This window comes from Amycolatopsis taiwanensis DSM 45107 (assembly GCF_000519205.1).
Classification (GTDB): domain Bacteria; phylum Actinomycetota; class Actinomycetes; order Mycobacteriales; family Pseudonocardiaceae; genus Amycolatopsis_E; species Amycolatopsis_E taiwanensis.
This window is the reverse complement of record NZ_JAFB01000041.1, coordinates 37538-63676: the sequence shown is the minus strand read 5'-3', so window position 1 is coordinate 63676 and position 26139 is coordinate 37538. Positions and strand designations below refer to the sequence as shown.

Genomic DNA, 26139 nt, shown 5'->3' with positions numbered 1-26139 from the left:
GCAGGGCGTGACAAAGATCAGCGCGGCCCGGCTGTGTGAGGCGTGGGAACGGACTGCGCCCACGCTGTTCGGCTGGCCGGGCCGCGCTGGTCAGCGGCCGGTTGTCAGTTGGTCGGTGCTTAGGAGCTGCTGCGGGTTCGCGAACTCGAGGAGCTGGAGCCGGACTTGAGTCCCTGCCAGCACCACTTCCCGCCTTCCTTGGCCAGCGTGCCGGTATACGGAGCGGTGCGGCCTCCGGCTGTGACCATCAGGGTTTGCTCGTACGAGGTCGGCGTCTCGGTGCCCGGGGGACCCATCTCGAAACGTTCCACTGCGTCGATGTCGTCGATGCCCGCCTGTACGCTCGAGCTTGCGTCCGCACACTTCATGCTGATGAGCGTGGCCGTGTCCTTCGCGTTCAGCGCGGTGAGCATCGCTTGCACCGTGGCCTGCGGGCTGGAACCGGGCTGGCCGCTCGTGCCACCGAGATCCCCGGGCGCCGCCTGATTGTTGCCGTTGTTGTCCTTGCTCAGCAGGAAGCCGGGTGCGGCGAGACCGGTGATCAGGAAGGCGGCGACGGCAACCGCGAGGATGCCGAGGCCGACCCAGAGCCCGGTCTTCTTCTTCGGGGGCTGGGGACCGCCGTAACCGCCGAACTGGCCCTGCGGATAGCCGCCGGGATACGGCTGGTGGCCGTACTGTTGCTGCGGTGGGAATCCGCCGGCGTTCGGTTGCTGCCCGTACAGTCCCTGCCGGCCGTACGGATCAGGCTGCGGTTGCCCAGGCTGCGGTGGGTAGCTCATCGGCAGGACGGTAGTGATTACCGGCGTTTCACGCAGAGGTATGTCAAAAACGTGATGTTCATCTCGGCGAACGAGCGCGGCGCGGATCGTGATTTTACTGGTTTTTGAACTCTGCGACGGTACGCGGATGCGTTCGGTTGGATCACGGCCGCCGAGCGGACACGGTCTCCTTCGTGATCGCTTCGCGCACGGCCGGGACGATCTCGTTGGCCCAGCGGCCGAGGGAGATGCTGTCCTGTGTGCCGCCGGCGGGCGAGAAGAGGATGAAGCCTGAGGCGCGGTGTTCCAGCACGGCTTCGGTCAGCTCTTCGATCCACTGGCCGGCTGAGCCGCCGACCCAGCGACCGTCGGCGTTACGAGTGTTGGTCAGCGGCCGATCGGTGATGCGTCCAGGGAAGTTGAAGACCGTGCGGATCTCCCGGGGGTCGCGGCCCACGGCCGCCGCGGCTTCGTCGATGATCGGCCGCGACGCGCGGTATCGCTCGCTGCGCCAATCCGCTGCGTGGCCGGGGATCCAGCCGTCGGCCACCCGGCCGGTGGCGGCCAGGGACTTCGGGCCGACCGATCCGGTCCAAACTTCCGGCGCGGCCACCGGCGCGGGCTCGAGTTGGTCCACCTGGTAGTGGCGGCCGCGGTAGGTGACCGGCGGGCCACCTCCGGAGAGCTTTTTGATCAGGACGATCGATTCCTCGAAGGCTTCAACGGCCTCGCCGGGCGACAACCGGGGCACGCCCATGGCGGCGATCCGGTCCCACAACCCACCCGCGCCCGCGCCGAGCACGATGCGGCCTCCGGACAGCGCCGACAGCGACGTCACCGTTCGGGCCAGCATCGGTGCGGGCCGGGTCGGCAGGTTGGTGACGTTGGCGAAGCCCGCGATGTGTTGCGTGCGACCGAGGATGAATCCGATCGTGGCGTTGGCGTCCAGGCGCCCGCCGAGGTAGGGATGGTCCGACAGTGAGAAGATGTCGAGCCCGTCCCGGTCGGCTTGCTCCGTCATGCGCAACAGTTCCGGTCCGTCGTCGACGGTGCTGTGCGCACCGAAGCCGAAGACGACTCGCTGTTCAGACATGGTTCTTTCCTCGTTCCCATGGACGACGATCTTGAGTTCGTATCACGAACAATATTAGTTCGTCCTACGAACTTCAACTCGCGCCCCTGTGGGATGCGCCATAGCCGTCTCTGTTGACCCCTGCGCGGAGGGGACCGTCGCATCACCTCCCTGCGGTGCTGAGACTGGCGAGTGCCCGCAGCCTGGCCGCCGCCCCGGGACGGCGGGGACCAGCCGGGCGACCTCGGCCCGATCTCGTAAAGCGCGTTAGCCTTTCTCTCTTGTGCTGGACGGCAGCACGCCGGCCGCGTCGCTGCTCTGCCGGTGTGTAGGGCAATCTGGGAAACCAGGGTGTGTCGGCAGGAGCTGCAAATCGAGTCGTCGAACTGATCAGTGAGTGGAAGCTTGTCGCGGCGCGCTGAGGTCGCACTTTTGTAGTTCTCCGGATGTCGACCGGCGAAGCTCGGAAACCCTTGCCAGTCGCCGAATCCGCCCGTCTCGGACGCGATGGCGAGGGGTTAGTTGCTTGCCCTTGGTCTGTTTTGACGTGGCGGAAACGTTTGTATGCCAAAGTTTCTGTCGGACACGCCAGCCGGTTGCTTTGTGCTTCACCGGCGCAAGCCGCGGTCACGGTGGTGGTGGTCTCCTCCGCGAACTCCGGGGCTTCCGTCATTCCGAATACGCCCGGACAGGCCGGGTTCGTCCACCATTGGACGGATTTCGGTATATGGCATCCTGTGCGCACACAGCGTAATTATTAACGTGGCCCGCATGCAAAGATCACCTTCCCCCGTTAGCCGATCACGCAAGGCTGAGGGACCCCGGGGGCCGTCCCGGGGTCCCTCAGTGCTTCCCGGCAGGCCAGCCGGGTTCCTCGAGGGCGTGCGGATTAACCGGCTACAGCCATTGAGCGACGCCGCCATGCCCGGAGCAGGTGCCGCTGCGGTGCTGGCTGAAACTGTAGGTGCCGTCCTTGCATTTCGCGGTTGCTCCGGCCGGCGGGGCCGGGGCCTGAACCGGGCGTTTCACACACACGCCGTCCACGTTCTGGTAAGTGCCCGCTGGGCACGAGGCACTGTGCGCCGAACTGGAAGGTTTCGGTGCCGCGGCGACAGCGGGGGACTGTTTCGGCGGGGCGGGCGGGGCCTGCGGTGTGGTGGCCGAGGCCTGCGGTGTGCTGGCCGGTGCGGACGGAACTGCCGCCTCGGTCGTGGTTTGTGCGACGCTCGGGGTCGAACTGCTTGGTATCGCTGAAAGCGACAGGGTCGAAGAGGTCCCGGGGGCCGGGTTTCCGGTCTGACAACCGGCAAGTGCGCCCGCGCCGAGCACCAGCCCGCCCAGGACGGAAGCGGCACGGGAGAGCGCCCGTCTTCGGGTGTTGCTGCGGTCAGGGTTTCGTGGCATAGCGCCCTCCATTGCGTATTCACGTGACAGCTCGAAATCGAGCCGGGGCCGCGATACGTTACGGGCGATGCCGTTATTCTTGGAATTTCAGAACGGATCTGTTTTTTCGCTATCCGTTTGCCGTCAACAGATCTCGGGTGACCTCGAGTTGGCCGTGGTGCTGGGCCAGTTCCTCGTAGACGTGTTGCAGCGCGCCACCCTGGGTGAGGCCGGCCGGGGTGTCCTGGTACGCGGGGTGAGGCTCCTTGCGCAGCGGGGCGCTCGGATCAGCCGTGGTGACGTCCTCATGGAACTGCAACTTGGCGGCTTCCACTCGGGACACCAACTCCTCGACCGGGCCGGAGGCGGTGAACTCGGCCTCGCGGTCGCGCACCACCTCGCGTCCCGCGACCAGTCCGCCCGCCCAGAAGTTCAGCACGCCCAGGCAGTGGGTGACAATGGCGTAGGGAGAATTCGCGCCCGGAAGATCCGGGCGCTTGTTGGCCAGTTCGTCCCCCAGCGTGCGCAGGATCGCCGACATTCCGTCCAGCGCTTGGTCGGCGAAATGCAGGTACACGTTTTTCGCGATCAGCACGAGTCCTCCGGTCCGGGCGCAGAAAGTGCCAGGTCACCTTACGGGGATCAGGCGGCTTCCAGGGTCAACAGGGTCCGCTTTGCCTCTTCGCCGCCCACGTAGCCGCCGAACGAGCCGTCCGAGCGCACGACCCGGTGGCAGGGCACCACGACCGGCAGCGGGTTGGTCGCGCACGCGGTCCCCACCGCCCGCACCGCCCTCGGGCTGCCCGCGGCGGCGGCCACCTGGGCGTAGCTTTCCGTGTGCCCGTAGGCGATCTCCGGCAGATGCGCCAGCACCGTACGCCGGAATCCCTTGGAGAGCCGGAAGTCCAGGGACACGTCGAACTTCGTGCGCTCCCCGGCGAAATACTCGTCGAACTGGCGGACGAGGGGGTCCAGCCGGCCCGGTGCGTGCAGGATCCGCGAACTCACCCGCTCGGCCAGCTTCGCCAGCACCGCGTCGTGATCCTCGCGTTCGTAGGCCACCCGCAGCAGCCCTTGGTCGGTCGCGGCCACCAACAGCACCCCGACCGGCGTGTCGATCGTCCGGTAGGCGATGTCCAGCAACTGCTTCTGCTCCGCCATGGCCACCAGCCGCTCGTGGAGACGGGCGACGGTTTCGTCGTCGGTTTGAGTGGGTCCCAGCCAGCGCTCGAATTCCGTTGTCATGATCTTCCTCCATAGGTGGCCCGCAGCGTTTTCATCCCGTCGGCGGCGGCCCTGCGCGCGGCATCCGTGCTGCCCCCGGTGATCTCGGCGATCTCCCGGTAGGGCAGGCCCGCCAGGTAGTGGTAGGCGACGGCGGCCCGTTGCTTGTCCGGCAGCGCGCCCAGCGCGGCCCAGAGATCACCGTCCCACTCCTCGGGCCGCCCCGACAGGCTCGGCCGTTCGGGCACCTCGGGCACCGTGACCGGCCGCCGTTCCCGCGCACGGACGACGTCGATCGCCTTGCGGTGCGCGATCGTCACCAGCCACGCCTCGACGTTGGCGTCCACGGGGAGCTCGGGGTATGCCTTCAAGGCGGAGAGGAACGTCTCCGACCACGCGTCTTCGGCGTCGGCCGGCCCGAGCACCGCCCGGCATACCCGCAGCACCATCGGGCCGTATGTCCGCACGAGGGCCTCGAACGGTCGCCGAAGCCCCGCCCGGTCGCCCCGGGCCCCGGCGGATACGTGCTCAGTGTTCATCGCCGCTCACGATCTTGGCCCGGCCCGGGCGAGTGTCTGGAGACGGTGGGTTTCATATCCAGTAGACGCCCAGGCGGCCGGGAACGTGAGCTCAGGGTTTGTATGCGACCCCGGCCCACACCACGGATTCGTTGGGGTCCGCGAAGTAGATCAGGGGCGCGGACGGGCCCTGTTCCTCCGGGTGCCACAGCGGTGTCCAGGTCGCGCCGGGCTCGATCAGTTCGAGTTCGCCGAAGAGCGCCTCGATCTCCGCTCGCGGGCGCCAGATCACCGGCGTCGGGGTGTTGTCGTACATCTTGCGGAACTCGGCCATTTCCCGGGCGCGTTCCGCCGGGACGCCGTCCGCCGTGCCGTGTGAGAGCACGAGGTACGACCCGGAAGGAAGCATCTCGCGGTACTCCGCGACCACCTGCGGCCCGATGTCCGACCCGTCCGGGCCGGGCTGCGTGACGTGTAGCACGGCGATCATCATCAGCGCCAGCGGCTGGTTGAGGTCGATGACGCCGGTGTCCGCGACCTTTCGCCATAACAAGGCGGGGTCGCGCAGGTCCGCCTGCACCACCGCATGCCGGTGCAGGTCGCCGTCCTGCTCCAGCAGCACCTGCGAGTGTGCGACCGCCACCGCTTCGTTGTCGATGTAGACGACCCGTGCGTCCGGCGTGAGTTCTTCGGCCACCTGGTGGGTGCTGCCCATGGTGGGCACCCCGGAACCGACGTCGACGAACTGCCGGATGCCGCGCTTGATCAGATGCCGCACCGCCCGGTGCAGGAACAGGCGGTTCGACTTGGACGCCGGGCGCACGAACGGGAACTGGGCGAGCGCCTTCTCGGCGAACACGCGATCGACCGCATAGTTGGCCGTACCGCCCAGGTAGTAGTCGTAGACCCGGGCGACGTTGGGATGGTCGCGGTCGATCCTCTCCAGGGGAAAAGCTTCGGAATCTCGTTTTTCCGACATGTCGATCCTCCGCGCCGATGCGGAGTCGATCTTAGTCGGACCGGCGAGTTCGCCGGTTCTGTTCGGTTGGCCGGCCGGATGGCGCTGACCGACCGGCATGCGAGCGTCACGGTGTGTTTCGCGTTCAGGTGGTCTTCTGGTCAGTGATGCGGTTCTCGCGTACCGTCTCTACCTGGGCTTATGACTCCAGGAGTGGAGGGTGCCTGCGATGCGGTCGATGTGGAAGGGCTCCGTTTCGTTCGGGTTGGTGACCATACCGATCCAGCTGTACGCGGCCACCGAGAACAAGAACGTCTCGCTCCGGCAGGTGCACGAGAGCGATGGCGGGCGAATCCAGTACAAGCGGTTCTGCTCGGTGGAGGGCGTCGAGGTGCCCTACAGCGAGATCGTCAAGGGGTACGAGACCGACGACGGCGAGATGGTCGTGCTCACCGACGCGGACCTGCAAGGTCTGCCGCTGTCCAGTTCCAACACGATCGACGTGCTGGAGTTCGTGCCGCTGGAGTCCATCGATCCGCTGCACTACGACCGTCACTACTACCTGGAGCCGCAAAAGGCGGCGGTCAAGCCGTATGTGCTGCTGCGCGACGCGCTGCACAAGTCCGGTCAGGTGGCGATCGCCAAGGTCGCGCTGCGGCAGCGGGAGACCCTCGCCCTGGTCCGGGTGCACGCCGACGTGCTGGTGATGACCACCATGCTGTGGCCCGACGAGGTGCGCAAGCCGGACTTCGCGTTCCTGCGCGAGGAAACGCCGCAGGTACGGTCGCAGGAACTGAGCATGGCCGGCTCGTTGATCGATTCGATGTCCGAGCCGCTGTTCGATCCGGGCAAGTACACCGATCAGTACCGGGAGGCCCTGGAGGCGGTGATCGAGGAGAAGATCCGCGGCGGCAAGGGCACCGTGAAACCGCCCACGCGGGCCGCGAAGTCGGACGTGGTGGACCTGATGGCGGCGCTGGAGGCGAGCGTGTCGGAGGCGAAGAAGACCCGCAAGCCCGCCGCGCGCAAGACGCCGGCGAAGCGTTCCTCCTCCTCCTCCTCCCGCCGCCCGCGCGCGAGTTGAGCCGGTGTTCCCGGCGTGACGTGACCGACACGCCGGGCGGGCGTGCACGGGATTGTCGGGGCCGGGTGATAGTAAATGCGGCATGGATTGCCGTAGTTGCCTGAGCGGGCTCGATCACTGCCACGGCACGCTCGTCGTGCACGAAAACGGCGACGTGGGCTGCACCGAGACCTGCACCAGCCTCGACCCCGCGCGACACCGGCTGAGCCTGGTCTGCGCCGACCTCGACGGCGGCTGCCCCTGCGCCGCCGACCTCGCGCTCGTCGGCTGAACCGCTTCGCGGGGGCGGGCACATAGTTCGCAAACCGTCACCGGAGAACCGGCTGAGCCAGTAAGCTGAACTGATGGCGGATGAGTCGGGGAACTCTGACAAAGAGCCAGACTATAAGAAAGTCGGCGCCGTCATCAGTATGATCGGCGGCGCGGTCAGCGTGCTGGTGGGCCTTTACAGCCTGACGGGGTTCAATCCGTTGAAGGAATTGTTTTCGTCCTCGTCCTCTTCGACATCGGCGGGCACGTCGACATCGGCCAGCGCGCCGACATCGACCTGGACGGTGGTGAGAGAGGAGCGGTCGAGGCCAACCACGACAACCCGGCCGGCGCCCCCCGACTTCTCCGTGCGCTCCACACAATGGGACGGACCATGCGGTTATTCCTGGTGCTCGATGAGTGCGGTATTTCGTAATAACGGTGGAGTGGGTAACGGGTCCGCGACATTCTATGTTCTGCTGCCGGACGAGAACCAATACTTGGCCTTGTGTTCCACGGTTCTGCCGACCACGGCCGAGGACAGTGTGACCAGCGCCGGCTGCACGGCAAGTAGTGGGCCGCTTCAGCAGCACTTCCAGTCCCACCCCGGCGGTACCGTGCGGATGGACGTCAGAGTGGACAACTGAACCCGCGGCACACCGAAGAGGCGGCAACACGGGGAAGCTAACCCACCCCAGCCACCGTTGCCCCCACGGACAGCACCAGCGCCCCGAAGCCGCCCAGCAGCGCCGCGCCGCGGAGGCCGCGCCGGTCGGAGGGAGAGATGCCCGCAAGAAGACGCGCGCGGGCGGCGAGGAGGAAGGCGAGGCCGCCGGCGATGAACCAGGGGCCCCAGAGGTAGGTGTACCAGCGGCTGACGGAGCGCAGTTCGGGGTCGAGATCCCGGAGGTGGGTCTCGACGAGGAGGCCCTGTACGACGAAGAGGCCGCCGTGCCAGGTGAGGAGAACGGCCCCGCCCCAGGCCAGGAACTGAAGGAGGCGGTTGATGCCGCGGCCCCATGGCTGACGGCTCACCAGCGCGAGGCCGAGGAGGCCGCCGAAGAACTTGAGTGCGCCGGTGATCCACAAGATGGCGACGAAGCCGGGGTCGCGCTCGCGGGCCAGTTCGACCAGGGATGGCGCGATGGTGGACGACGCCCCGGCGAGGCCGCCCAACGCCCAGTAGAAGCTGGGCACGGCGAACGCGAGCCCCCACCCGGCTGCGGCAAGCCCCGGCCACCGTCTGAGTGTTCTCGCTTCTTCGAGTTCCGTGGTCACGTGCGTGATTCTTGCCTGCGGCCGGGTCCTGAGTCGCTCTCGCGCAGCGTGGTGTCGGTCTCGCTCTACGCTAATCCGAAAGGAGTCTTTGCAAAAGGAGTCTTTCGCTTTAGCTTGGCGTCATGGATGGCAACGCTGGAGGCGACGACCAGCAGCACCGCGAGAACAGGACCTTCAGCGCACGCGACCTCCGTGCGCTGGCGCATCCCCTGCGGCTGCGGCTGCTGGAGTCGTTGCGCATGGACGGGCCGGCGACCGCAGCCCGGCTCGCCGCACGGCTCGGCGAATCCGCGGCCAACCTGAGCTGGCACCTGCGCAAGCTGGCCGAACACGGCTTCATCGCACCCGACGACGAACACGGTGACCGGCGGGAGCGCTGGTGGCGCGCCGTTGACCAGTACACGACCATCACCGAGGCCGACTACCTGGGCGAGAGCGACCTGCGCCAGGCCCGGGATGCGCTGACGACCGAGACACTGGCCAGGCAGTTCGACCGGGCGAATGCGTTCGTGCGGCAGGACTGGCCGGACGAGTGGCGCGCGGTCTCCGCGATCGGGCACTGGATGCTGCTGCTCTCGCCCGACGAGCTACTCGAGTTGGGCAAGGAGGTAACCGAGGTCATCGAGCGGTACGAGCAGCGGGGCACCGCGCGAGTTCCGGGCGACCACGAGGAACAGGTGCTCTTCCAGCTCCAGGTCTTCCCACGGAAACGGGGCGGCCAACGGTGACCGAGACGGCCAGTATCACCGGCAGCCGTGACTTCCGGATCTTCTGGGTGGGCGAGGGAACGAGCAAGTTCTCCAGCGCCATGACGGTGGTGGCCGTGCCGCTCGTGGCCACGCAGACGCTGGCCGCCGGGCCGCTGCTGGTCGGCGTGATCGAGGCCGTGACGTGGCTACCGTGGCTGGTCATCGGTTTACTCGTGGGCGCATGGGTGGACCGGGTGTCGCGTTGGCGGGTGATGATCGCCGCCGACCTCGTATCGGTCGTCGCTCTGGGCTCAGTACCGTTGGCCGCCGCCTTCGGCCTGTTGACCATCTGGCAGTTGATGGTCGTGGCCGTCGTCCTCGGTGGGGCGTCGGTTTTCTACTCGACGGCGTACAGCGCATACCTACCCGTGCTGTTTCCCGCGATGGACCTGGCCTCGGCCAACGGCAAACTGATGGGAACCGAGAAGGCGGCCCAGGTCGCGGGACCCGGGCTGGCCGGGCTGATCATGCGAGTGGTGGCCCCGGCGGGAGTCCTGCTGGTCAACGCCGTGACCTTTCTGGTGTCCGCCCTGTGCCTGTGTTTTCTGCGACGGGAGGAGCCGCACGTGCGCGCCCTGCGCGAGGGCGGGGCGGACCGGACGGGCCGGCTGTGGCGGGACATCGGCGAGGGGATCCGGTTCGTCCGGACCAACGTCTACCTGCGAACGTTGACTCTCTACGCGGCGGCCTCGAACCTGGTGGCGGGCGCGTTACAGGCGGTGCTCGTGGTGTTCCTCCTGCGCACCGTCCACTTGGACGCCACTGTCATCGGCCTCGTTCTCGGGGCACTGGGCGCGGGCGGCATCGTGGGAGCTTTTCTGGCAGCGCCTTTGACGCGATCGCTGGGATCGGCCAGGGCGATCGTTGCCAGTGAGGCGTGCATGCCGTTCGCCCTGCTGATGCCGTTGGCGCAGCGCGGTTTCGGGCTCGCGCTGCTGATCGGAGGCGGCACGATGGTGAGCGCGGGCATCGTGGCCTCAAACGTGATCAGTGCGACGTTCCTGCAAACCTACTGCCCGCCAAGGATGATGGGCCGGGTTTCCGCGGCAACCCGGGTGGTCAATTTCGGAACATTGCCTGTCGGTGCGCTCCTGGGCGGTGTCCTCGGCACGGCGATCGGCTTGCGTCCGACCATGCTCGTAATCGCAATTTCGCTCACGCTGAGCCCGCTGATCCTCCTGTTCAGCCCCATTTCCCGGCTCCGAGACCTGCCCGGCGCCGACCATGCCCAGGCGTGCGGTTTGCCGGCTCACGAAGTGAGTCAGTAGCGAGTATCGGCCAAAATGGACTCCCACTGGTCCGGCTGACCTGATAGGGGCGGCAACGCTGGAGTGCCGCGACCAAGGATCGGATCTCTTATGAGCAAAGGATTTTCAGGTTTTCCGTTATTTGGCGCTGCGCGCGACCCACCAGGCGTATACCGCGAACGGGATCGAGGGCAACAGGCCGATGTGCACGGCCAAGGGCGTGAGGTCGTCAGGCATGACGAAACGGTTGAGGTAGATGGTCACCAGGGCCAGTCCGACGCTGGTCAAGACGGCCAGTTCTGCCCGGTGGCCGGCACCGCGGTTGACGACGCTCCGGCGGATGGCCGCCACGCCCACAATGATCACCGCCAGCACCACGTCGGGTAGCAGGAGGTTGTGAGCGGTCTCCGGCAATGCCTTCAGTCCGATGTAGAACGCCGCGCTGAACACGGCCATGAGCACGGATGCGGCGACGGGCCACCAACCATCTTGTCGCACGCGGCGGTTTGCGCGGTCGATTTCGCTCGGTGCCCCCTGCGGGGCAAGGTCGGAACGCTCGGTCATGGGGCGATCATGACTTCACTGATGTTCAATTTCTGTCGTGCTCGGCAAGCAGTGACGCGCTGCTGACCGTCCGTGGACGCGATGGTCAGCGATCGGTCAGTGGATGGCCAGCGCACCGGACGAACCTCGCTCCCAGGACCGAGAGAGGGAGCTGACCATGCGAAACAAGAACATCCTCATTTCCGGTGCGAGCATTGCCGGGCCGGCGACCGCCTTCTGGCTCAACCACTACGGATTCAGCACGACCGTCGTCGAGCAGGCGCCGCGCCTGCGTGAAGGCGGCCAGGCCGTCGACTTCCGCGGCGCACAGGTCGAGGTGTTGCGGCGGACGGGCCTGCTCGACGAGGTGCGCCGCCACGAGACCGCGATGCGCGGACACCGGGTTCTCGACGCTCGCGGACGTGACCTGTTCCGCCTGCCGGCCAGTTTGTTCGCGGGCGAGGTGGAGATCCTCCGCGGCGATCTCAGCCGGATTCTCTACCAGGCCACGAAGGACGAGACCGAGTACGTCTTCGGCGACCGGATCACGTCGATGACCGAGGTCGGCGACGGTGTGCAGGTCACCTTCGCGCACGGTGCGCCGCGCAAGTACGACCTGGTGGTGGGTGCGGACGGCATGCATTCGGGGGTACGCGCGCTGGCCTTCGGGCCGGAATCGCGGTTTCGCACGGACATGGGCTACGCCTACGCCGGCTTCACCATGCCCAACCACCTGAACCTGGAGCACGAGGGCCTGATGTACAACGTGCCGGGCCGGGGCGTTTCGGTGTCGAGCCACCGCAACCGCGACGAGGCATCGGTGGGGTTGGTGCTGCCTATGGAGCCACTCGATGAGGACCGGCACGACACCGAGAGGCTCAAGCAGATTCTGGCCGAGCGGTTCGGTGGCCTCGGCTGGGAGGTGCCGAAGCTGATCGACGGGCTGCGCGAGGCCACGGACCTGTTCTTCTCCCCGCTGTGTCAGATTCACCTGGACCGCTACACGCGCGGGCGGGTCGCGCTGGCCGGCGACGCGGGGTGGGGCGCCGGGCCGGGTGGCCTGGGCACCGGCCTGGCCATGATCGCCGGATACGTGCTGGCCGGGGAACTCGCCGCCGCGCACGGCGACCATCGTGTGGCCTTCGCCCGGTACGAGGAACAGGTGCGGCCCGGCGCGGAGGCGGGCCTCAAGCAGGCGAAGAACGCCGGCCCGTTCCTCGCCCCGAAAACGCGCAAGGGCCTTTGGGTGCGCAACGGCATGCACCGGGCGCTGACGTCGAAACTGCTCGGGGGCCGGCTGGACAAGATGGAGGTGAAGGCGGCGAATGTGGTGGCGGTCAAGGATTATGCGCTGCGGACGAACTCGACCGCTTCCTCCCGCGACATCGCCGCACCCCAGCGGAAGGCCGTGTCGTAGGCCGCTTCGCCGACGAGCGACTGAATCCGGGCGACGAGGTCGCGATCGCGGACGACGTTACCGACCGATTCCGCGACCCCGAGCAAGCGGGCCGCGCGTGCACCGTCCTGGTCGAGCAGCGCAAGAGAAACCAGCACCTGAGCGCGCAGGCTGAGGCTCTGCCAGTCCGGTCCGCAGGCGGCCAGCGCCAGTTGGAACCGGCGCCGAGCCTCGGCGTGGTCGCCGTGCCGCTCGGCGATCTGGCCGTAGCCGTGGTGCACCATGGCCAGGGTGGTCGGTATCCAGCTTCGGTGAAGAAGTCGCTCAGCCTGCCGGTAACCGCTTTCGGCCGCATCGAGGTCGCCCTCGCGCAGGAGCAGGCTCGCGCGGCGGCAGCAGAATTCGGCGATCTCGTCGGCGGCGCCCAGGGGCGCCAGCTCTCGCATGGCGTCCTCGGTGAGGGTGAGGGCGCGCCGACGGTCACCCGCGTCGTCGGCGAGGGTGGCGAGACCGTCGAGAGCCTGGGCGATGCCCCATCGGTCACCGACGGACCGGAAAGCCGCCAGTGCTCTGGAGAGTTCGGTTTCGGCGCCGTTCCGGTCGCCGGAAAAGACTCGCAGATAGCTGCCGGAGAACAGGATCAGGGCCTGGAACCACGGATCGTTCGTGTCGGCGAGGTGTGCGTAGACCGGGGCGGCCGGGGTGTCCGGATCGGGCGGCCCGGTGAACAGCGACCAGCCGATCAGCAGGTAGGGCTGGCGCACCCGCCAGCTCTTCGTCCGCATGATCGTGCCGGCCTGCTCCAAGGCGCCCTCTGGTTGGTCGGGTAGCGCGGTGAGCACGGCCAGGACGAACTCCTCCTCCAGGCCCGGCAGCGGTTCGAGGCGGTCGGTCAGCTTCGCGGCGAGCGGGGCGACCTCGCTGTGCACGCCGCGCAGCCGCCAGTAGGTGGTCAGCGCGCCGATCAGCCGGAACGCCGTCGGCTGATCGGCGTGGGCCGCCCAGCGCAGGGCGGCGTGCAGGTTGGCGTGCTCGGCGCTCAGGCGAGCGAGCCAGGTCACCTGCTCGGCGCGGCGCAGGTGCGGGTCGGCGGTCTGGGCCAGGTCGAGGAAGTATTCGGCATGGGCCCGGGCGAAGCGGTCGTGCTCGCCGGCCTCGGCGAGCCGCTGGGCGCTGAACTCGCGAATCGTGTCCAGCATGCGGTAACGGCCACAGGACACCTCGACGAGGGACTTGTCGGCGAGGGCTTCGAGCAGCTCCTCGGCGTCCACTTCGGACAGGACCTGTGCGGCGGCTTCGGCGGTCGCCCCGCCCGCGAACACGGACAGCCGGCGGAGCAACCGCTGTTCTTGGCCGTCGAGGAGGTCCCAGCTCCAGTTGACGACCGCGTGCAGGGTCTGGTGCCGGGGCGCGGCCGTGCGAGCGCCCCGGGAGAGTAGGCGGAACCGGTCTGTGAGGCGCGTTTCGAGCTGCGCCGGGCTCAGCGAGCGCAGCCGGGCGGCGGCGAGTTCGATGGCCAACGGCAGCCCGTCGAGGGCGCGGCAGATCCTGCGTACGGCGTCGTCCGGGGTGAAGCCGGGCAAGACGGCTCGTGCCCGGTCGGCGAACAGGTCCACCGCGAGGTCTTCCGGCAGCGGCGGCAGCGGGCACAGGGCTTCGCCGGTGATGCCGAGCGGCTCGCGGCTGGTGGCCAGCACCCGCAGGCTCGGGCAGGCCGTGAGCAGCCGGTGGATCAGGACCGCGGCTTCGGCGACGATGTGCTCGCAGTTGTCGACGATCAGCAGGAGCGGCCGGTTGGCCAGGGCCGTGATCATCTTCTCGACCGGGTCCGGCCGGTCGTGCGGTGCGTGGAAGAGCCCGGTCTCGCGGAGGCCGAGGGCCGTGAAGATCGCTTGCGGGAGTTCGGTTCCGTCGGTGAGCGGGGCGAGGTCGACGAAACAGGCTTCGGGTGCGCCGCCTGCCGCGCCTGCTTGAATCGCCAGCCGGGTCTTGCCCATGCCGCCGGGTCCGGTCACCGTCACCAGGCGAGCCGTGGCGAGCAGTTCGTGAACGCGGCGGAGTTCTTCGGCGCGCCCGATGAAGTTGGTGAGCTGTGCGGGGATGCCGGTGGTCCGGAGGGGTTCGGCGGCGAGGATGGCCAGGTGTGTCTCGGCGAGTTCCGGTGACGGGTCGGCACCCAACTCGTCGGCGAGAGTGCGGCGTGTGTCGTCGAAGACGGTGAGCGCCTCGGCGTGCCTGCCGGAGGCCTGGAGCGCGCGCATGAGCAGGGCACGCGGGCGCTCGCGGAGCGGATGGGCGGCGACGAGCTCGTGGAGTTCGGTGAGCAGTTCGCGGGTTTCGCCGCCGCGGGCGAGTTCGGCTTCGGCCCGGTCTTCCCGGGCACTGGTGTACAACTCGTCCAGTTTCGCGACCCGTGGTCCGGGCAGTTCGGGCCGCCCGCGCCACAGGCCGAGCGCCTCGGTGAGCAGTTCGGCCGCCGGGCCCGGCCGGTCCGCGGCCAGCGCTTGGCGGCCCGCCCGGGCGAGGCGCGTGAAGCGGTGCGCGTCGACCTGCTCGGGATCGACCCGGAGGCGGTAACCGCCCGGATGGAACTCGATGAGGCCGGGCCCGAGCTTGCGGCGCAGGCGGGAAACCAGGGACTGCAGGGCGTTGACGGCTTCCTTGGGCGGGTTCTCCCCGTAGACGTCGTCGATCAGGCGGGTGGTGCCGACCACCTGGCCGGCGTCGAGGAGCAGGAGGGCGAGCAGGGTGCGCGGCCGGGAACCGCCGACGGAGATCGGGGTTCCAGCTGGGGCCCACACCTCCGTCGGGCCCAGGATGCCGAACTGCATGACGCTCATTCTCCCAGGCTGGTGCGGTGAGCCTGGCCACCCGGAGGAGGCGCACGGCCTTGCGAACGCTCATTGCCCGTGAACAGTTCGGCGGTGTCCGGGCAAGTAACCGTTGACACGTTCCGACGGCAGACAAGGACTCGTACGTGCACAGGCGCAAGAAGCTGGCCGAGATATCCCGAAGCGGTCCACAATGGACGACCCGATCACTGTTGGCCGGCGTCGTGGCAGCGGGCGTGACCGCTGTCCCGGCACCGGCCGAAGCGGAGCCGGTGGGAGCGCCGGCAACTGCGGTATCGGCCACCGTGACCCTGCCGACCGGCGACCGGGTCGTGGTGCCCGCCTCGGGTCAGCCTTCCTATCTGGGGTCATCGCCCGGCGGTGTCGTGTCGTACCAGGGGGCGAACGGCGACCGGTATGTCATTCCGGCGATCGCACAGCCCTACCTGGGCAAGCAACTCGATCCGTCGCTGTTCGACGTTTCCGCCCTGGCCCGGGACGACGCGGCGACGCGGATACCGGTCACGCTCACCTTCGCCGCAGGCGCCACCCCGGCCACACCCGCGGGTGTGACGCTGACCTCGGTCGACGGTACATCGGCGCGCGGCTACCTGACGCCCGGCCGCGATTTCGCGGACCTGCTGCGGTCCCGGATCGGCGCGGACGTCGCGGCGGGCCGCAAGCCCGGCACGAGCGGGCTGTTCGACGGCCTGGCCGCGATGAACCTGGCCACCGGCGCGCCGGGGCCCATCGTCCAGCCGCGTTACCCGATGCGCACCCTGCAGATCAACGGCGTGGACGAGGCCGGGGCCCCGGGCAACTTCACCGTCTTCGTCATGAACACCGACTCGATGAGCAAGATGGCGATTCAGGTGCCGTTGGTCGACGGCATCGCCAGGATCGCGGTGCCCACGGGTAACTACACCGCGTCGGCCGGCGTCGGCTCGTACGACGAACAGGGCAACAACACCGCCATGCGGTTCGTCGACCTCAATGACTTCGCCGTCGACGACACGTCGGCGCCCAGCTCGATCACCATCGACATGCGCGCCGCGAACTCTGCCATTTCGGTACGGACACCACGCCCGGCGACTCAGGACATCGTGATCGCCGGCTACTACCGCTTTGATGCCACGGGTCGCGACGGCATGAACATCTGGGTCGGCGCGACGGGCCAGGTGCCGGTGTACGTCAACGCTCAGCCCGCCGCGCGCACCGGCCGGCTGCACTACCTGTTGACCTGGGGCGGGACGGCGGCCGACCCGGGCGAACGCTATCGCTACAACGTCGTTTTCCCTTCGGACAACGGGGTTTCGGCTGACCAGGCGTACACCGTGCGGACCGATCAACTGGCCACGGTGCGGCAGCGGTTGTCCGCCGATCCCGGCTACGCCGGCAAGTCGATATCGCTGCTCACGGTTCCCACCGACCCGGCGATCTCGTCGAGGTGGGGCGGCGGCGTCGGCGCCGCCGACTCGGGCGCCACGGTTCCCGGCGAGCTGACCCAGTATCTGGGCACGGCGGACGGTGGGCAATGGGCGAACATGTACAACGCGCCCTTCATGCCGCTGATCGGAGACGTGCGCACCTACGCGGCTGGCAAGGAGTACGCAGAGAGGTGGGGACACGGTCCCATCGCCGCCGGCTTCGGCCAGTACACCGGCACGAACACCTGCCTCGCCTGTGTCGCGGGCAGCACCGTCGGGCTGGCCATTCCGTCCTTTCACGACAGTGCCGGCCACACCAGCGCCGACCAGGCGCCGATGCCCGGCCATCTCGCGCTGTACCGGGATGGAACCCGACTCGTCGACGAGGACACCTACGGCGTCGTGATCACGGACAATCCGGCCAGGAAAAGCACTTACCGCGCGGTCTTCGACGTGGACCTGACCGGGCAGGGGAGCTACCGCCAGGCCACGAAGACGACGACCGACCTGACCTTTTCCTACTCGCCGAATCCGGCACCGGGCAGCACCCTCCCCGCATCGGGCACCTGTCCCGGCCAGACCGCGAGCACCCCGTGCCGGATCTTGCCGGTGCTCACGCTGAACTACCAGATGGCCTCGGACGACACCAACACCAGTGGCCTCGCGGTGCAGACCATGGGAGTCAAGGCCGGCCACCTCAGCTACGACGGCGCCGGGTCCAAGGCGCCGATCACGTCGCTGACGGTGTCGGTGTCCTTCGACGGCGGCGCGACCTGGCAACCGTCCACTGTGTACGGATCGACCGGAGATTACACCGCGCGCTGGTCCAACCCGGCCTCGGCGCGGGGCACCTCACCGGCACTCCGGGTGACCGCGACCGACGCGATCGGCGGCTCGATCACCCAGACCATCACCGACGCGTACACCATCGCCGGCTGACCCAAGGAGTTCCGATGCGTTTTGCTCTTCTTTCGGCGCTCGTGGTCGCCTTCGCCGCAGCGATCGCCGGACCGGCCAACGCCGCTGGAAAGCCGATCCCGGCGGACGTGCACGACGTGTGCGGCCCGGCCGCGCCCGGCACCGTCCGGTGTTTCGCGCAGTTGCGCACCGATGTGCACGGCGGTGCCGGACCGCGCGCCAGGACCGCGCTCCCTCAGGGCTACGGCCCGGCGGATCTCCGATCGGCCTACCGGCTGCCGGACGCCGGGGGCGACGGTCAGACCGTCGCGATCGTGGACGCCGGCGACAACCCGAACGCCGAGGCGGACCTGGCGGTGTACCGGGCCGCCTATGGCCTGCCGCCGTGCACCACGGGCAACGGTTGCTTCCGGAAGGTCAACCAGGCCGGCGAGGCATCGCCACTGCCCACGGACCTGGGATGGGGCTCGGAGATCGCACTCGACCTGGACATGGTGTCGGCGGTCTGCTCGGCCTGTCACATCCTGCTGGTCGAGGCCGATTCGCCGAGCGTCGCCGACATGGCGGCCGCGGTGGACACCGCGGCCGCGCTCGGCGCGACCGTGATCTCCAACAGTTACGGCGCCTCCGAGAGCAACGGCATGCAGGCGTACGCCACCAGCTACCGGCATCCCGGCATCGCCGTCGTGGCGTCCTCCGGCGACAGCGGCTATGGCATCCCGAACGTCCCGGCGGCCTACGACAACGTCATCGCGGTGGGCGGCACCACGCTGACGGCCGCGAACACCGAGCGGGGCTGGGCCGAAGCGGCCTGGGCTTATGCCGGCAGCGGATGCTCGGCGTGGGTGGACAAGCCGGCGTGGCAACAGGACGCCAACTGCCCGGGGAGGATGGTCGCGGATGTGGCGGCGGTCGCCGATCCGCGGACCGGGGTCGCCGTGTACCACACCTACGACGCACCCGGCTGGGTGGTGGCCGGGGGGACCAGTGCCTCGGCCCCGCTGATCGCGGGCATCATCGCCCTGGCCGGCGATCCAGCGCGGTTCTCCGACGCGTCATACCTGTACTCACACGCCTCCGGCCTCAACGACGTGACGGATGGCAGCAACTCCACGCCCGTCATGGACTGTGGCGGCGACTATCAGTGCACCGCCGTGACCGGCTACGACGGTCCGACGGGTGTCGGCACCCCCAACGGGCTTGCCGCCTTCGAGTAGCCGGTAAGGCGAGCCGGTGAACGCTGGGCCGGGCTGCGGGCAACAGGGGATGTGGACTCCATAATGACGCCGGTGCCGCCTCGAACCGAGGAGCCGTCGGCCGGTACCGAACGACCGGACCTCGCCGGGTTGTCACAACCGGACCTGGCCAGGGTGTTCGGCCGGCTGTTCGACGAGCACGCCGGTGTCCTGCACCGCTACCTGGCCCGGCGGGTGGGGGCGACCACCGCGGAGGACCTGGTCGGCGACACCTTCGTGATCGCCTTACAGCAACGGAAGAGCTACGACCCGGCCAGGGCGGGTGTGCGGTCCTGGCTGTACGGGATCGCCACCAATCTGCTGCGCCACTACTTGCGAACGGAAGTCCGCGCGCTGCGGGCCACCGCACGGGCGGCGGGGCAGAGCGAGGTCCACGAGGAGCACGCGGGCCGGGTGACCGACCGGGTCGACGCCGCATCCCGGGCCAGGCAGCTGGCCGGCGCGCTTGCCGAGCTGGCACCCGGCGACCGCGACGTGCTGTTGCTGGTGAGCTGGGCCGAACTGAGCACGAGCGAAGTGGCCGAGGCGCTCGACATCCCGGCGGGCACGGTGCGGTCCCGGCTGCACCGGGTCCGCCGGTGGTTGCGCGGCCATGCGGCGATCACGGGCAGCGCCAACCCTAGGAAAGATCACGATGACTGAACACGACAACAGCATGGCCGGCGGCCGGGACGGCGGGATGGACCCGGTGCGGGTCGTCTGGACCGAAGGCGAACTCGACGCCGCGCTCGCCGAACTGCCCGGGCCGCCCAGCAGCGGGCAGCCACTTGACCCGGCGCTGAGAACTGCCCGTGCGCGGCTGGGGGAGGCTCTCGCCAGGGAAACAGTCGTCACGCGCAAGCAGCGCGGGTTCCGGCGGAGCCTGGTCGCCGCCGCTGCCGTCATCGCCGTGGCCGCCGCCGCCATCGTGATCGGCAACCCGCTGACCGGCGGGACCCCGCCCGCGGCGGCCGCCGCCCAAACGCTTCGGCAGGCGGCCGGCGCGACCATCACCGAACGGGACGCCCCCTGGGGGCCCGGGCAGTACCGTTACGTCGCCGAACGCACCTGGGGGGTGGCCCAGGTGGAGGCCGAGGACGGCCGGCACCTCGCGTGGCTCGACGAGTCCGTCACCCGGACCTGGATTCCCCGTGACGAGACTCAGGACTGGGTACGGGACAACGAGAAGACCGGCAAGCGAAAGTGGGTCGTCGGCTCGGCCGAGCAGGCCGCCTCCACCGGCACGGATACCAACCAGTTCGGTCCCCCGGACGGCCGGATCAGTGCCCCCTGCGGCGACTTCGACGGTGTGTTGTCGAATCGCGAACCCTCCTGCGCGCAGGCGGGTCACTGGAAGGAGCCCACCTCCGCCTGGTTGGCCACGCTGCCGCGCGACCCGAACGCGCTGCTGACGGCGCTCGATGACGGCGTGTCCGATGACCAGGGCGAAATCGCGCTCCAACGCAGCGCGATGCTGCTCAGCAGCGGCCTCGTGCCCGCTGACCTGCGCGCCGCGATCTACCAGGCGCTCGCCCTGCTGCCCGAGCTGCGCGTGACCGAGCAGCTGGCCAATTTGGACGGTCGTCAGGGAATCGCGCTCGGCGTCACGTCGGGAGGCCGGCGCCGGGACATCATCATCGATCCCGAGACCGGACAGTTCGTCGGTCAGCGCATGATCCAGGTCGACGATGAGCCAGGCGGGCTGCCGGCCGGCACCCTGATCACCTCGACGTCGGTGACCAACTCGGTGGTCGATGTGGTCGGCTGATCCGATACCGGGGCCGTGTCGCTGTTGTCCGCATCAACTCAGCTACCGCTGACTCGCCGGTATGACCGCCACGGCGGTGGGCCGCATGTTCGCCGGAGGTTCACGTCCTGGTTCACTCGGCCACGTAGCTTGCGATCATGAGAATTGCTGAGCACGTAGCGCTGTCCCGCCGGGCGGTGCTGGGCGGCGCGTTGGCCGGGGCGGGCCTTGTCGCGCTGGGGGGCACCGCGGGCGCCGGCACACCGGTGCGGGTGCTGATCGCGACGAACGAACCGTGGGGCACCTACCACGTCCGGCCGCTGCTGGCCGAAGCCGAACGTCGTGGCTGGCAGCTGATTCAACTGGTGCCGGATTTCTCCAAGATCGACCCGGACGATCCGGTGCGGACCGCACTACCGGACTCGGCTCCGCGCGCCGACCTGCTGGTGATCACCGGCGCCGACGATTGGCCCGCGGAATGCGCCGCGCGGTTCCGCCGGTTTCCGCTGGCGGCCAGCTCGCTGGCCTACCTGCAACCGGAGGAAGCCGCCCGGGCCAAGCAGGTGCGCCCCCGGCTGCACACGATCACCTCGTCGTCGCCGGCGGAAGCGCGGGCGTTCGGCGAGTACCTCGGAACTCGTCGCGAGATCGAGGTCGTCGGGTCGCCACAGACCGACGCGCTGCCGCAGCACGCCCCGGAACCGGGCTTGGTGCTGGTGCTCACCAGCGTCACGTATGCCGATGACACCGGTGGTGCCGCTCCGGGAACCGAACTCCTGCTGGCCGCGGCGCAGCGGCTCCAGGCCGCCGGAAAGCGCATTCTGGTCGGCTTGCATCCCCGGGAAGACCGGGCGCTGTGGAGCCAGTACGAGATCAGCGATGTTCCGTCGGTGCAGGCAGCGGCCAGGGCGGAAGCCGCGATCGGCATCCCGGGCACGGTGTTCCCGCTGATCGCCGCGGCCGGCACGCCGGTGGTGGGCTGCACCGACGCGGCCTTGACCGTGCCGGACTACCTGCTTTCGGTCTGCTCCAGCACCATCGACGACGCCGCGCAGGCGGTGTCCGCGGTGGACCAGGCCGAACTACCCGATGCGGAAACGCTGGCCGACGCCGTCGGACCGGTCGGCGGCTCGGCGAACCGACTCCTCAACGCCTGGTCAGGAGCTTTCCGAGGACGACGGTGAACGCGGGCCCGCAGTGACCGCACCAAGCCGGACCGCTGAGGGCCACCTCCCTCCTCGCAGGAGGTGGCCCGCTTCGTCGATCCTCCTCAGTGGACCTTCGCCCAGACGCCGGTCGCCGCGGTTCGCCGTGCGTAGTCCGCGAAGTCGCGGGGTTCGCGCTGGAGCGCCCGCTGGACTCCATCGCTCAGGTGGGCGTTGCGGCCGTCCAGCACTTCGGTGAAGAGGTGGGTTAGCAGAGACACGACCTCGAGTGGCAGGCCGTGCTCGGCCAGCGCGGCCGCGTAATGCTCGGCGGGAACCGGCACATAGCCGATGTTCCGGCCCGCCGCAGCGGCGATCTCATTGACCGCGTCGGCGAAGGTGAGTAGTCGTGGGCCGGTCAGCTCGTAGACTTCGCCGCCGTGGCCGTCACCGGTCAGGGCCGCGGCCACGACATCGGCGATGTCTTCGGCGTCGACGAACGGTTCCGGCACCTCGCCGGCCGGGAGCATCACCTCGCCATCGCGCACGGGATCCACCAGGTAGTCCTCGCTGAAGTTCTGGGCGAACCAACTCGCGCGCACGACCGTCCACTCTGCGCCGGAGTCCTGCACGGCCTTTTCCGCCTTCCGCGCACCGGGCTCGCCGCGCCCGGATAGCAGCACCAGCCGCCGGATCCCGGTGCGCACCGCCAGTTCCGCGAAGGAACCGACCGCTTCGGCGGCTTCCGGGATCGCCAGATCCGGTTGGTAGGTCAGGTAAACCGACTCGATGCCGCGCAACACCGGCGACCAGGTGTCCCGGTCGGTCCAGTCGAACGGGGGTGCACCGGCGCGGGATCCGGCGCGCACCGGGATGTCGCGGGCGGCAAGCCGGTCGACGACCCGGCGACCGGTCTTGCCCGTGGCGCCGAGGACCAGGATCTGCTTCTGTTCGTTGTCGGACATGCACCCAGTCAAGCCTGGGCGGTCGGGCCGGACCATAGCTGAAATGCTCATGCGCATAAGCCGGCGTCTACGCTCGCCGAGCCGTCCTAAAAGGACGCGCCCTACCGGATGAGGTTCAGCATCGCCGGCCGGGTCTTGCCCATGCCACCGGGGCCGGTCCGAGCCCATCGCCCGCACCGTTCAGGTCCCAGAACCACGACCCGCGCTCGCGGGGCCCGCGCGAGAAATGACGCGAAATCAGTTCACCACGCACTCCTGAGACCTCGAACGAGATCGGCGAGCGGCTTGCATGAGGTGGCCTTCGCGTCGACCCCGGCCGCCGGTGGCGCAGCGCTTGGCGGTTCGCTCTGGACAAGGATGTCGGGGTGTGGCGTCGCGAACGTGGAATTCGCTTCGCCGAACCAAGAACTCGACGGTCTGAATCGGGAACTCGGCGGTCTGAGCCGGGAACTCGGCGGTCTGAATCGGGAACTCGCGTGCCGGAAGCGGGGACACACCGTGGCTACACCACGACGTTCAGCAGTGGGCGTCCCTCCGCGAACCGGGCCAACTGGTCTTCCACCAACCGTCGCGCCCGCGGGTAGAAGGACGCCGATCCGCCGGCCACATGGGGCGTGATGATCGCGCCGGGCGCGGTCCACAGTGGATGGCCGGCGGGTAGCGGTTCGGGGTCGAGCACGTCGAGGGCGGTCCGCAGGCGGCCCCGGGTGACCTCGCTGGTCAGGGCCGCGGTGTCGACGGCGGTGCCCCGGCCCACGTTGACCACCAGGGCGTCGTCGGGCAGCAGGGCGAGCTCCGCCGCGCCCAGCAGTCCCCGGGTCTGCGGGGTGTCCGGGACCACGAGGATCACGATCTCCGCGGACGGGAGCAGCTCCGGAAGGTCTTCGATGCCGTGCACACCCGGCCGCGCGGTCCGGGCGACGGGCACCACCTCCGCTTCACCGGCCCGCAGGTAACGCTCGATCGCCTGGCCGATGGACCCGTGGCCGACCAGCAGCACCCGCGCGTCGGCCAGTGACCGGGTGTGAGCGCGGCTCCACCGGCCCGTCCGCTGCTGCTCGAACCAGCGGGGCAAGTCCCGCTGCGCGGCGAGAACCAGGGCCAGCGTGTGCTCGGCGACGCTGAGATCGTGCAGGCCGCGCCCGTTGGCGAGCTGCACCCCCGGGCGGATCAGGGGCAGGAGGTTGTCGTACCCCGCCGACAGCGTTTGCACGACCCGCAGCGACGGCATCGCCGAGATGAGCTTCGGCGGTTCGGGGCCACTGTCGTAAGGGAGGACGTAGAACTCGACGTCGTCCACTTCCGGTGGCGTTCCGGAGCCGTCGTAGTACGACGCGCTGATCGCGTCCGGCACGGACAGATCGGACCAGGGCAGCAGGACTCGAGTCGTCATGACAGTCATCTTCTCCGCGAGTTTGCGCGCAACCCCGATCGGGTCGCCAGGGCGCTCCTGGCGATGTTGTGGCACCCTCCACTGAACGGCGCCGTGTCGCCCCGATAGCGCGCGCTCGGTGGTCGGCTTGCTTTGCCGGCCTGTCCCGTCATATGACGTCTCGTTACTCAGATGGGCGTCACGTGCGATAACCGGTTGCAGCAAGCCGCGCGGGGTTGACTACCCTTGGCACAACGTGTAACGGCCCTCGAGGAGCGTCCCAAGTGATCACCAGGATGTCGTCGCTGTTCCTTCGCACCCTGCGTGAGGATCCGGCGGACGCCGAAGTGCCCAGTCACAAGCTGCTGGTGCGCGCCGGCTATGTCCGCCGTGTCGCCCCAGGCGGCTACTCCTGGCTCCCGCTCGGCATGCGCGTGCTGCGCAACATCGAGAACGTGGTGCGCGAGGAGATGAATGCGATCGGCGGGCAGGAGATCCAGTTCCCGGCGCTGCTGCCCCGCGAGCCCTACGAGGCCACCGGCCGCTGGACCGAGTACGGCGACAGCCTGTTCCGGCTCAAGGACCGCAAGGGCGCCGACTACCTGCTCGGCCCCACCCACGAGGAGCTGTTCACCCTCACCGTGAAGGGCGAGTACAGCTCGTACAAGGACTACCCGGTCGTCCTGTACCAAATCCAGACCAAGTACCGCGATGAGGCGCGCCCGCGGGCCGGGATCCTGCGGGGTCGCGAGTTCGTCATGAAGGACTCCTACTCCTTCGACCTCGACGACGACGGCCTCAAGCACTCCTACGAGCTGCACCGCGAGGCCTACATCAAGATCTTCGACCGGCTCGGGCTCGATTACGTGATCGTCGCGGCGACCTCCGGCGCGATGGGCGGGTCGGCGTCGGAGGAGTTCCTCGCGGTCGCCGAGACGGGTGAGGACACCTACGTCCGCAGCACCGAGTCGGCCTTCGCGGCCAACGTCGAGGCCGTGGTGACCCCGCCGCCGCCCGAGCGGCCCGTCGAGGGGCTGCCCGAGGCCCAGCCGCACTACACGCCGAACACGCCGACCATCGACAGCCTGGTCGAGTTCCTCAACTTCAAGACCGAACTGGGCCGCACGTTCACCGCCGCCGACACGCTCAAGAACGTGATGGTGAAGATCCGCCAGCCGGGCGAGCAGGACTGGCAGATTCTCGGCATCGGGGTCCCCGGTGACCGGGAGGTCGACCAGAAGCGGCTGGAAGCCTCCCTCGAGCCCGCCGAGGTCGCCTTGCTCGACGAGGCCGACTTCGCCGCGAACCCCTTCCTGGTGAAGGGCTACATCGGCCCGAAGTCGTTGCGGGACAACGGGGTCCGCTACCTGGTGGACCCGCGGGTGGTGACCGGTACGGCGTGGGTGACCGGCGCGGACAAGCCCGACCACCACGTGGTGGACCTCGTCGCCGGCCGCGACTTCACCCCCGACGGCACGATCGAGGCCGCCGAGGTGCGGGAGGGCGACGCCTCGCCGGACGGGCACGGCACGCTCGTCGCGGCGCGCGGCATCGAGATCGGGCACATCTTCCAGCTCGGCCGCAAGTACGCCGACGCGTTCTCCCTCGACGCGCTCGGCGCCGACTCGAAGCCGGTCCGGATCACCATGGGTTCCTACGGCATCGGCGTCTCCCGGCTCGTCGCGGCGATCGCCGAGCAGCACAACGACGAGCTCGGCCTGGTGTGGCCGCGCGCCGTGGCGCCGTTCGACGTGCACGTGGTGATCGCGGGCAAGGACGACGCGGTGGCGGCCGGGGCGGAGAAGCTCGCGGCGGACCTGGACGCCGCCGGTGTCCAGGTGCTGCTGGACGACCGCAAGTCCACTCCGGGCGTGAAGTTCGCCGACGCCGAGCTGATCGGCGTGCCGACTATCCTGGTGGTGGGTCGCGGCCTGGCCAAGGGGGTCGTGGAGGTCAAGGACCGCGAGTCGGGCGAGCGCACGGAGATCGCCGTCGACGAAGCCGTCGCGCATCTGGTGAAGCTCGTCCGCTCCTGAG

At 68.9% G+C, this 26139-nt stretch carries 24 protein-coding genes; 12 read left to right on the top strand and 12 right to left on the bottom strand.

Annotated elements, in window-relative coordinates:
- Nucleotides 1–119 precede the first annotated feature (119 nt).
- From A3CU_RS47150 to A3CU_RS0128905, 7 genes are all read right to left on the bottom strand, one after another.
- Nucleotides 120–782 carry a hypothetical protein gene (locus A3CU_RS47150; protein WP_052372358.1) on the bottom strand — a complete coding sequence of 221 codons (663 nt, stop codon included), beginning with the start codon at nucleotides 780–782 and terminating at the stop codon, nucleotides 120–122.
- A 142-nt stretch (nucleotides 783–924) separates the two neighbouring features.
- Nucleotides 925–1854 carry an LLM class flavin-dependent oxidoreductase gene (locus A3CU_RS0128930; RefSeq protein WP_027945230.1) on the bottom strand — a complete coding sequence of 310 codons (930 nt, stop codon included), beginning with the start codon at nucleotides 1852–1854 and terminating at the stop codon, nucleotides 925–927.
- A gap of 876 nt (nucleotides 1855–2730) precedes the next feature.
- Nucleotides 2731–3237 (bottom strand): DUF3761 domain-containing protein, encoded by a 507-nt coding sequence (locus A3CU_RS51505; RefSeq protein WP_084143898.1) that lies wholly within the window; start codon nucleotides 3235–3237, stop codon nucleotides 2731–2733.
- Between the two features lie 109 nt (nucleotides 3238–3346).
- The gene (locus A3CU_RS0128920; RefSeq protein ID WP_245617386.1) at nucleotides 3347–3811 is read right to left on the bottom strand and encodes a DinB family protein; all 465 of its coding nucleotides are present in this window, start codon (nucleotides 3809–3811) and stop codon (nucleotides 3347–3349) included.
- Between the two features lie 47 nt (nucleotides 3812–3858).
- The gene (locus tag A3CU_RS0128915; protein WP_027945227.1) at nucleotides 3859–4461 is read right to left on the bottom strand and encodes a methylated-DNA--[protein]-cysteine S-methyltransferase; all 603 of its coding nucleotides are present in this window, start codon (nucleotides 4459–4461) and stop codon (nucleotides 3859–3861) included.
- A complete protein-coding gene (locus tag A3CU_RS0128910) occupies nucleotides 4458–4979 on the bottom strand; it encodes an RNA polymerase sigma factor (RefSeq protein WP_052372356.1) in 522 nt (173 codons plus the stop codon). The genes A3CU_RS0128915 and A3CU_RS0128910 overlap by 4 nt, the downstream gene beginning before the upstream one ends.
- Before the next feature lie 91 nt (nucleotides 4980–5070).
- A complete protein-coding gene (locus tag A3CU_RS0128905; RefSeq protein WP_027945225.1) occupies nucleotides 5071–5937 on the bottom strand; it encodes an SAM-dependent methyltransferase in 867 nt (288 codons plus the stop codon).
- A 208-nt stretch (nucleotides 5938–6145) separates the two neighbouring features.
- Between A3CU_RS0128905 and ku the strand changes: the two genes are divergently transcribed.
- The 3 genes from ku (at nucleotide 6146) to A3CU_RS53650 (ending at nucleotide 7896) form a co-directional block, all read left to right on the top strand.
- Entirely contained in the window at nucleotides 6146–7000 is an 855-nt protein-coding gene (ku, locus tag A3CU_RS0128900; protein WP_027945224.1) for a non-homologous end joining protein Ku, read from the top strand.
- An 82-nt stretch (nucleotides 7001–7082) separates the two neighbouring features.
- The gene (locus tag A3CU_RS0128895; protein WP_027945223.1) at nucleotides 7083–7271 is read left to right on the top strand and encodes a hypothetical protein; all 189 of its coding nucleotides are present in this window, start codon (nucleotides 7083–7085) and stop codon (nucleotides 7269–7271) included.
- Between the two features lie 73 nt (nucleotides 7272–7344).
- Nucleotides 7345–7896: a hypothetical protein gene (locus A3CU_RS53650; protein WP_043842897.1), complete on the top strand. Its 552-nt coding sequence runs from the start codon at nucleotides 7345–7347 to the stop codon at nucleotides 7894–7896.
- Nucleotides 7897–7933: 37 nt separating this feature from the next.
- On the opposite strand, the gene A3CU_RS0128885 is transcribed toward A3CU_RS53650, so the two are convergent.
- Nucleotides 7934–8527 (bottom strand): DUF3995 domain-containing protein, encoded by a 594-nt coding sequence (locus tag A3CU_RS0128885; RefSeq protein ID WP_027945221.1) that lies wholly within the window; start codon nucleotides 8525–8527, stop codon nucleotides 7934–7936.
- A gap of 122 nt (nucleotides 8528–8649) precedes the next feature.
- Here A3CU_RS0128885 and A3CU_RS47145 point away from each other — a divergent pair, with 122 nt between their 5' ends.
- A complete protein-coding gene (locus A3CU_RS47145) occupies nucleotides 8650–9255 on the top strand; it encodes a helix-turn-helix domain-containing protein (protein WP_063628908.1) in 606 nt (201 codons plus the stop codon).
- Complete coding sequence (locus tag A3CU_RS0128875; protein WP_027945220.1) at nucleotides 9252–10544, top strand: MFS transporter; 1293 nt, start codon at nucleotides 9252–9254, stop codon at nucleotides 10542–10544. Before A3CU_RS47145 ends, A3CU_RS0128875 begins: the two co-directional genes overlap by 4 nt.
- Nucleotides 10545–10661: 117 nt before the next feature.
- Here the strand turns inward: A3CU_RS0128875 and A3CU_RS0128870 are convergent, their stop codons facing one another.
- Nucleotides 10662–11087 carry a hypothetical protein gene (locus tag A3CU_RS0128870; protein WP_027945219.1) on the bottom strand — a complete coding sequence of 142 codons (426 nt, stop codon included), beginning with the start codon at nucleotides 11085–11087 and terminating at the stop codon, nucleotides 10662–10664.
- Between the two features lie 157 nt (nucleotides 11088–11244).
- On the opposite strand from A3CU_RS0128870, the gene A3CU_RS47140 reads away from it, so the two are divergent.
- Nucleotides 11245–12483 (top strand): FAD-dependent monooxygenase, encoded by a 1239-nt coding sequence (locus tag A3CU_RS47140; RefSeq protein ID WP_052372354.1) that lies wholly within the window; start codon nucleotides 11245–11247, stop codon nucleotides 12481–12483.
- On the opposite strand, the gene A3CU_RS0128860 is transcribed toward A3CU_RS47140, so the two are convergent.
- Entirely contained in the window at nucleotides 12411–15302 is a 2892-nt protein-coding gene (locus tag A3CU_RS0128860; RefSeq protein ID WP_052372352.1) for an AfsR/SARP family transcriptional regulator, read from the bottom strand. The two genes, A3CU_RS47140 and A3CU_RS0128860, sit on opposite strands and share 73 nt — an antisense overlap.
- Nucleotides 15303–15439: 137 nt before the next feature.
- On the opposite strand from A3CU_RS0128860, the gene A3CU_RS0128855 reads away from it, so the two are divergent.
- The 5 genes from A3CU_RS0128855 to A3CU_RS0128835 all read left to right on the top strand — a co-directional run bounded on the left by A3CU_RS0128855 (nucleotide 15440) and on the right by A3CU_RS0128835 (nucleotide 21804).
- Entirely contained in the window at nucleotides 15440–17659 is a 2220-nt protein-coding gene (locus A3CU_RS0128855) for a hypothetical protein (RefSeq protein WP_027945217.1), read from the top strand.
- Between the two features lie 14 nt (nucleotides 17660–17673).
- The gene (locus tag A3CU_RS0128850) at nucleotides 17674–18855 is read left to right on the top strand and encodes a S53 family peptidase (RefSeq protein ID WP_156960603.1); all 1182 of its coding nucleotides are present in this window, start codon (nucleotides 17674–17676) and stop codon (nucleotides 18853–18855) included.
- Between the two features lie 63 nt (nucleotides 18856–18918).
- Nucleotides 18919–19536, top strand: coding sequence for an RNA polymerase sigma factor (locus tag A3CU_RS0128845; RefSeq protein ID WP_027945215.1), 618 nt, complete (start codon nucleotides 18919–18921; stop codon nucleotides 19534–19536).
- Entirely contained in the window at nucleotides 19529–20641 is a 1113-nt protein-coding gene (locus tag A3CU_RS0128840) for a CU044_5270 family protein (protein ID WP_027945214.1), read from the top strand. Before A3CU_RS0128845 ends, A3CU_RS0128840 begins: the two co-directional genes overlap by 8 nt.
- A 137-nt stretch (nucleotides 20642–20778) precedes the next feature.
- On the top strand, nucleotides 20779–21804 hold the full coding sequence (locus A3CU_RS0128835; RefSeq protein WP_043842895.1) for a hypothetical protein: 1026 nt from the start codon (nucleotides 20779–20781) through the stop codon (nucleotides 21802–21804).
- Nucleotides 21805–21890: 86 nt separating this feature from the next.
- On the opposite strand, the gene A3CU_RS0128830 is transcribed toward A3CU_RS0128835, so the two are convergent.
- On the bottom strand, nucleotides 21891–22730 hold the full coding sequence (locus A3CU_RS0128830; protein WP_027945212.1) for a Rossmann-fold NAD(P)-binding domain-containing protein: 840 nt from the start codon (nucleotides 22728–22730) through the stop codon (nucleotides 21891–21893).
- A gap of 502 nt (nucleotides 22731–23232) precedes the next feature.
- Complete coding sequence (locus A3CU_RS0128825; RefSeq protein ID WP_027945211.1) at nucleotides 23233–24123, bottom strand: 2-hydroxyacid dehydrogenase; 891 nt, start codon at nucleotides 24121–24123, stop codon at nucleotides 23233–23235.
- 263 nt (nucleotides 24124–24386) lie between these two features.
- On the opposite strand from A3CU_RS0128825, the gene A3CU_RS0128820 reads away from it, so the two are divergent.
- Entirely contained in the window at nucleotides 24387–26138 is a 1752-nt protein-coding gene (locus tag A3CU_RS0128820) for a proline--tRNA ligase (RefSeq protein ID WP_027945210.1), read from the top strand.
- Nucleotide 26139 lies beyond the last annotated feature (1 nt).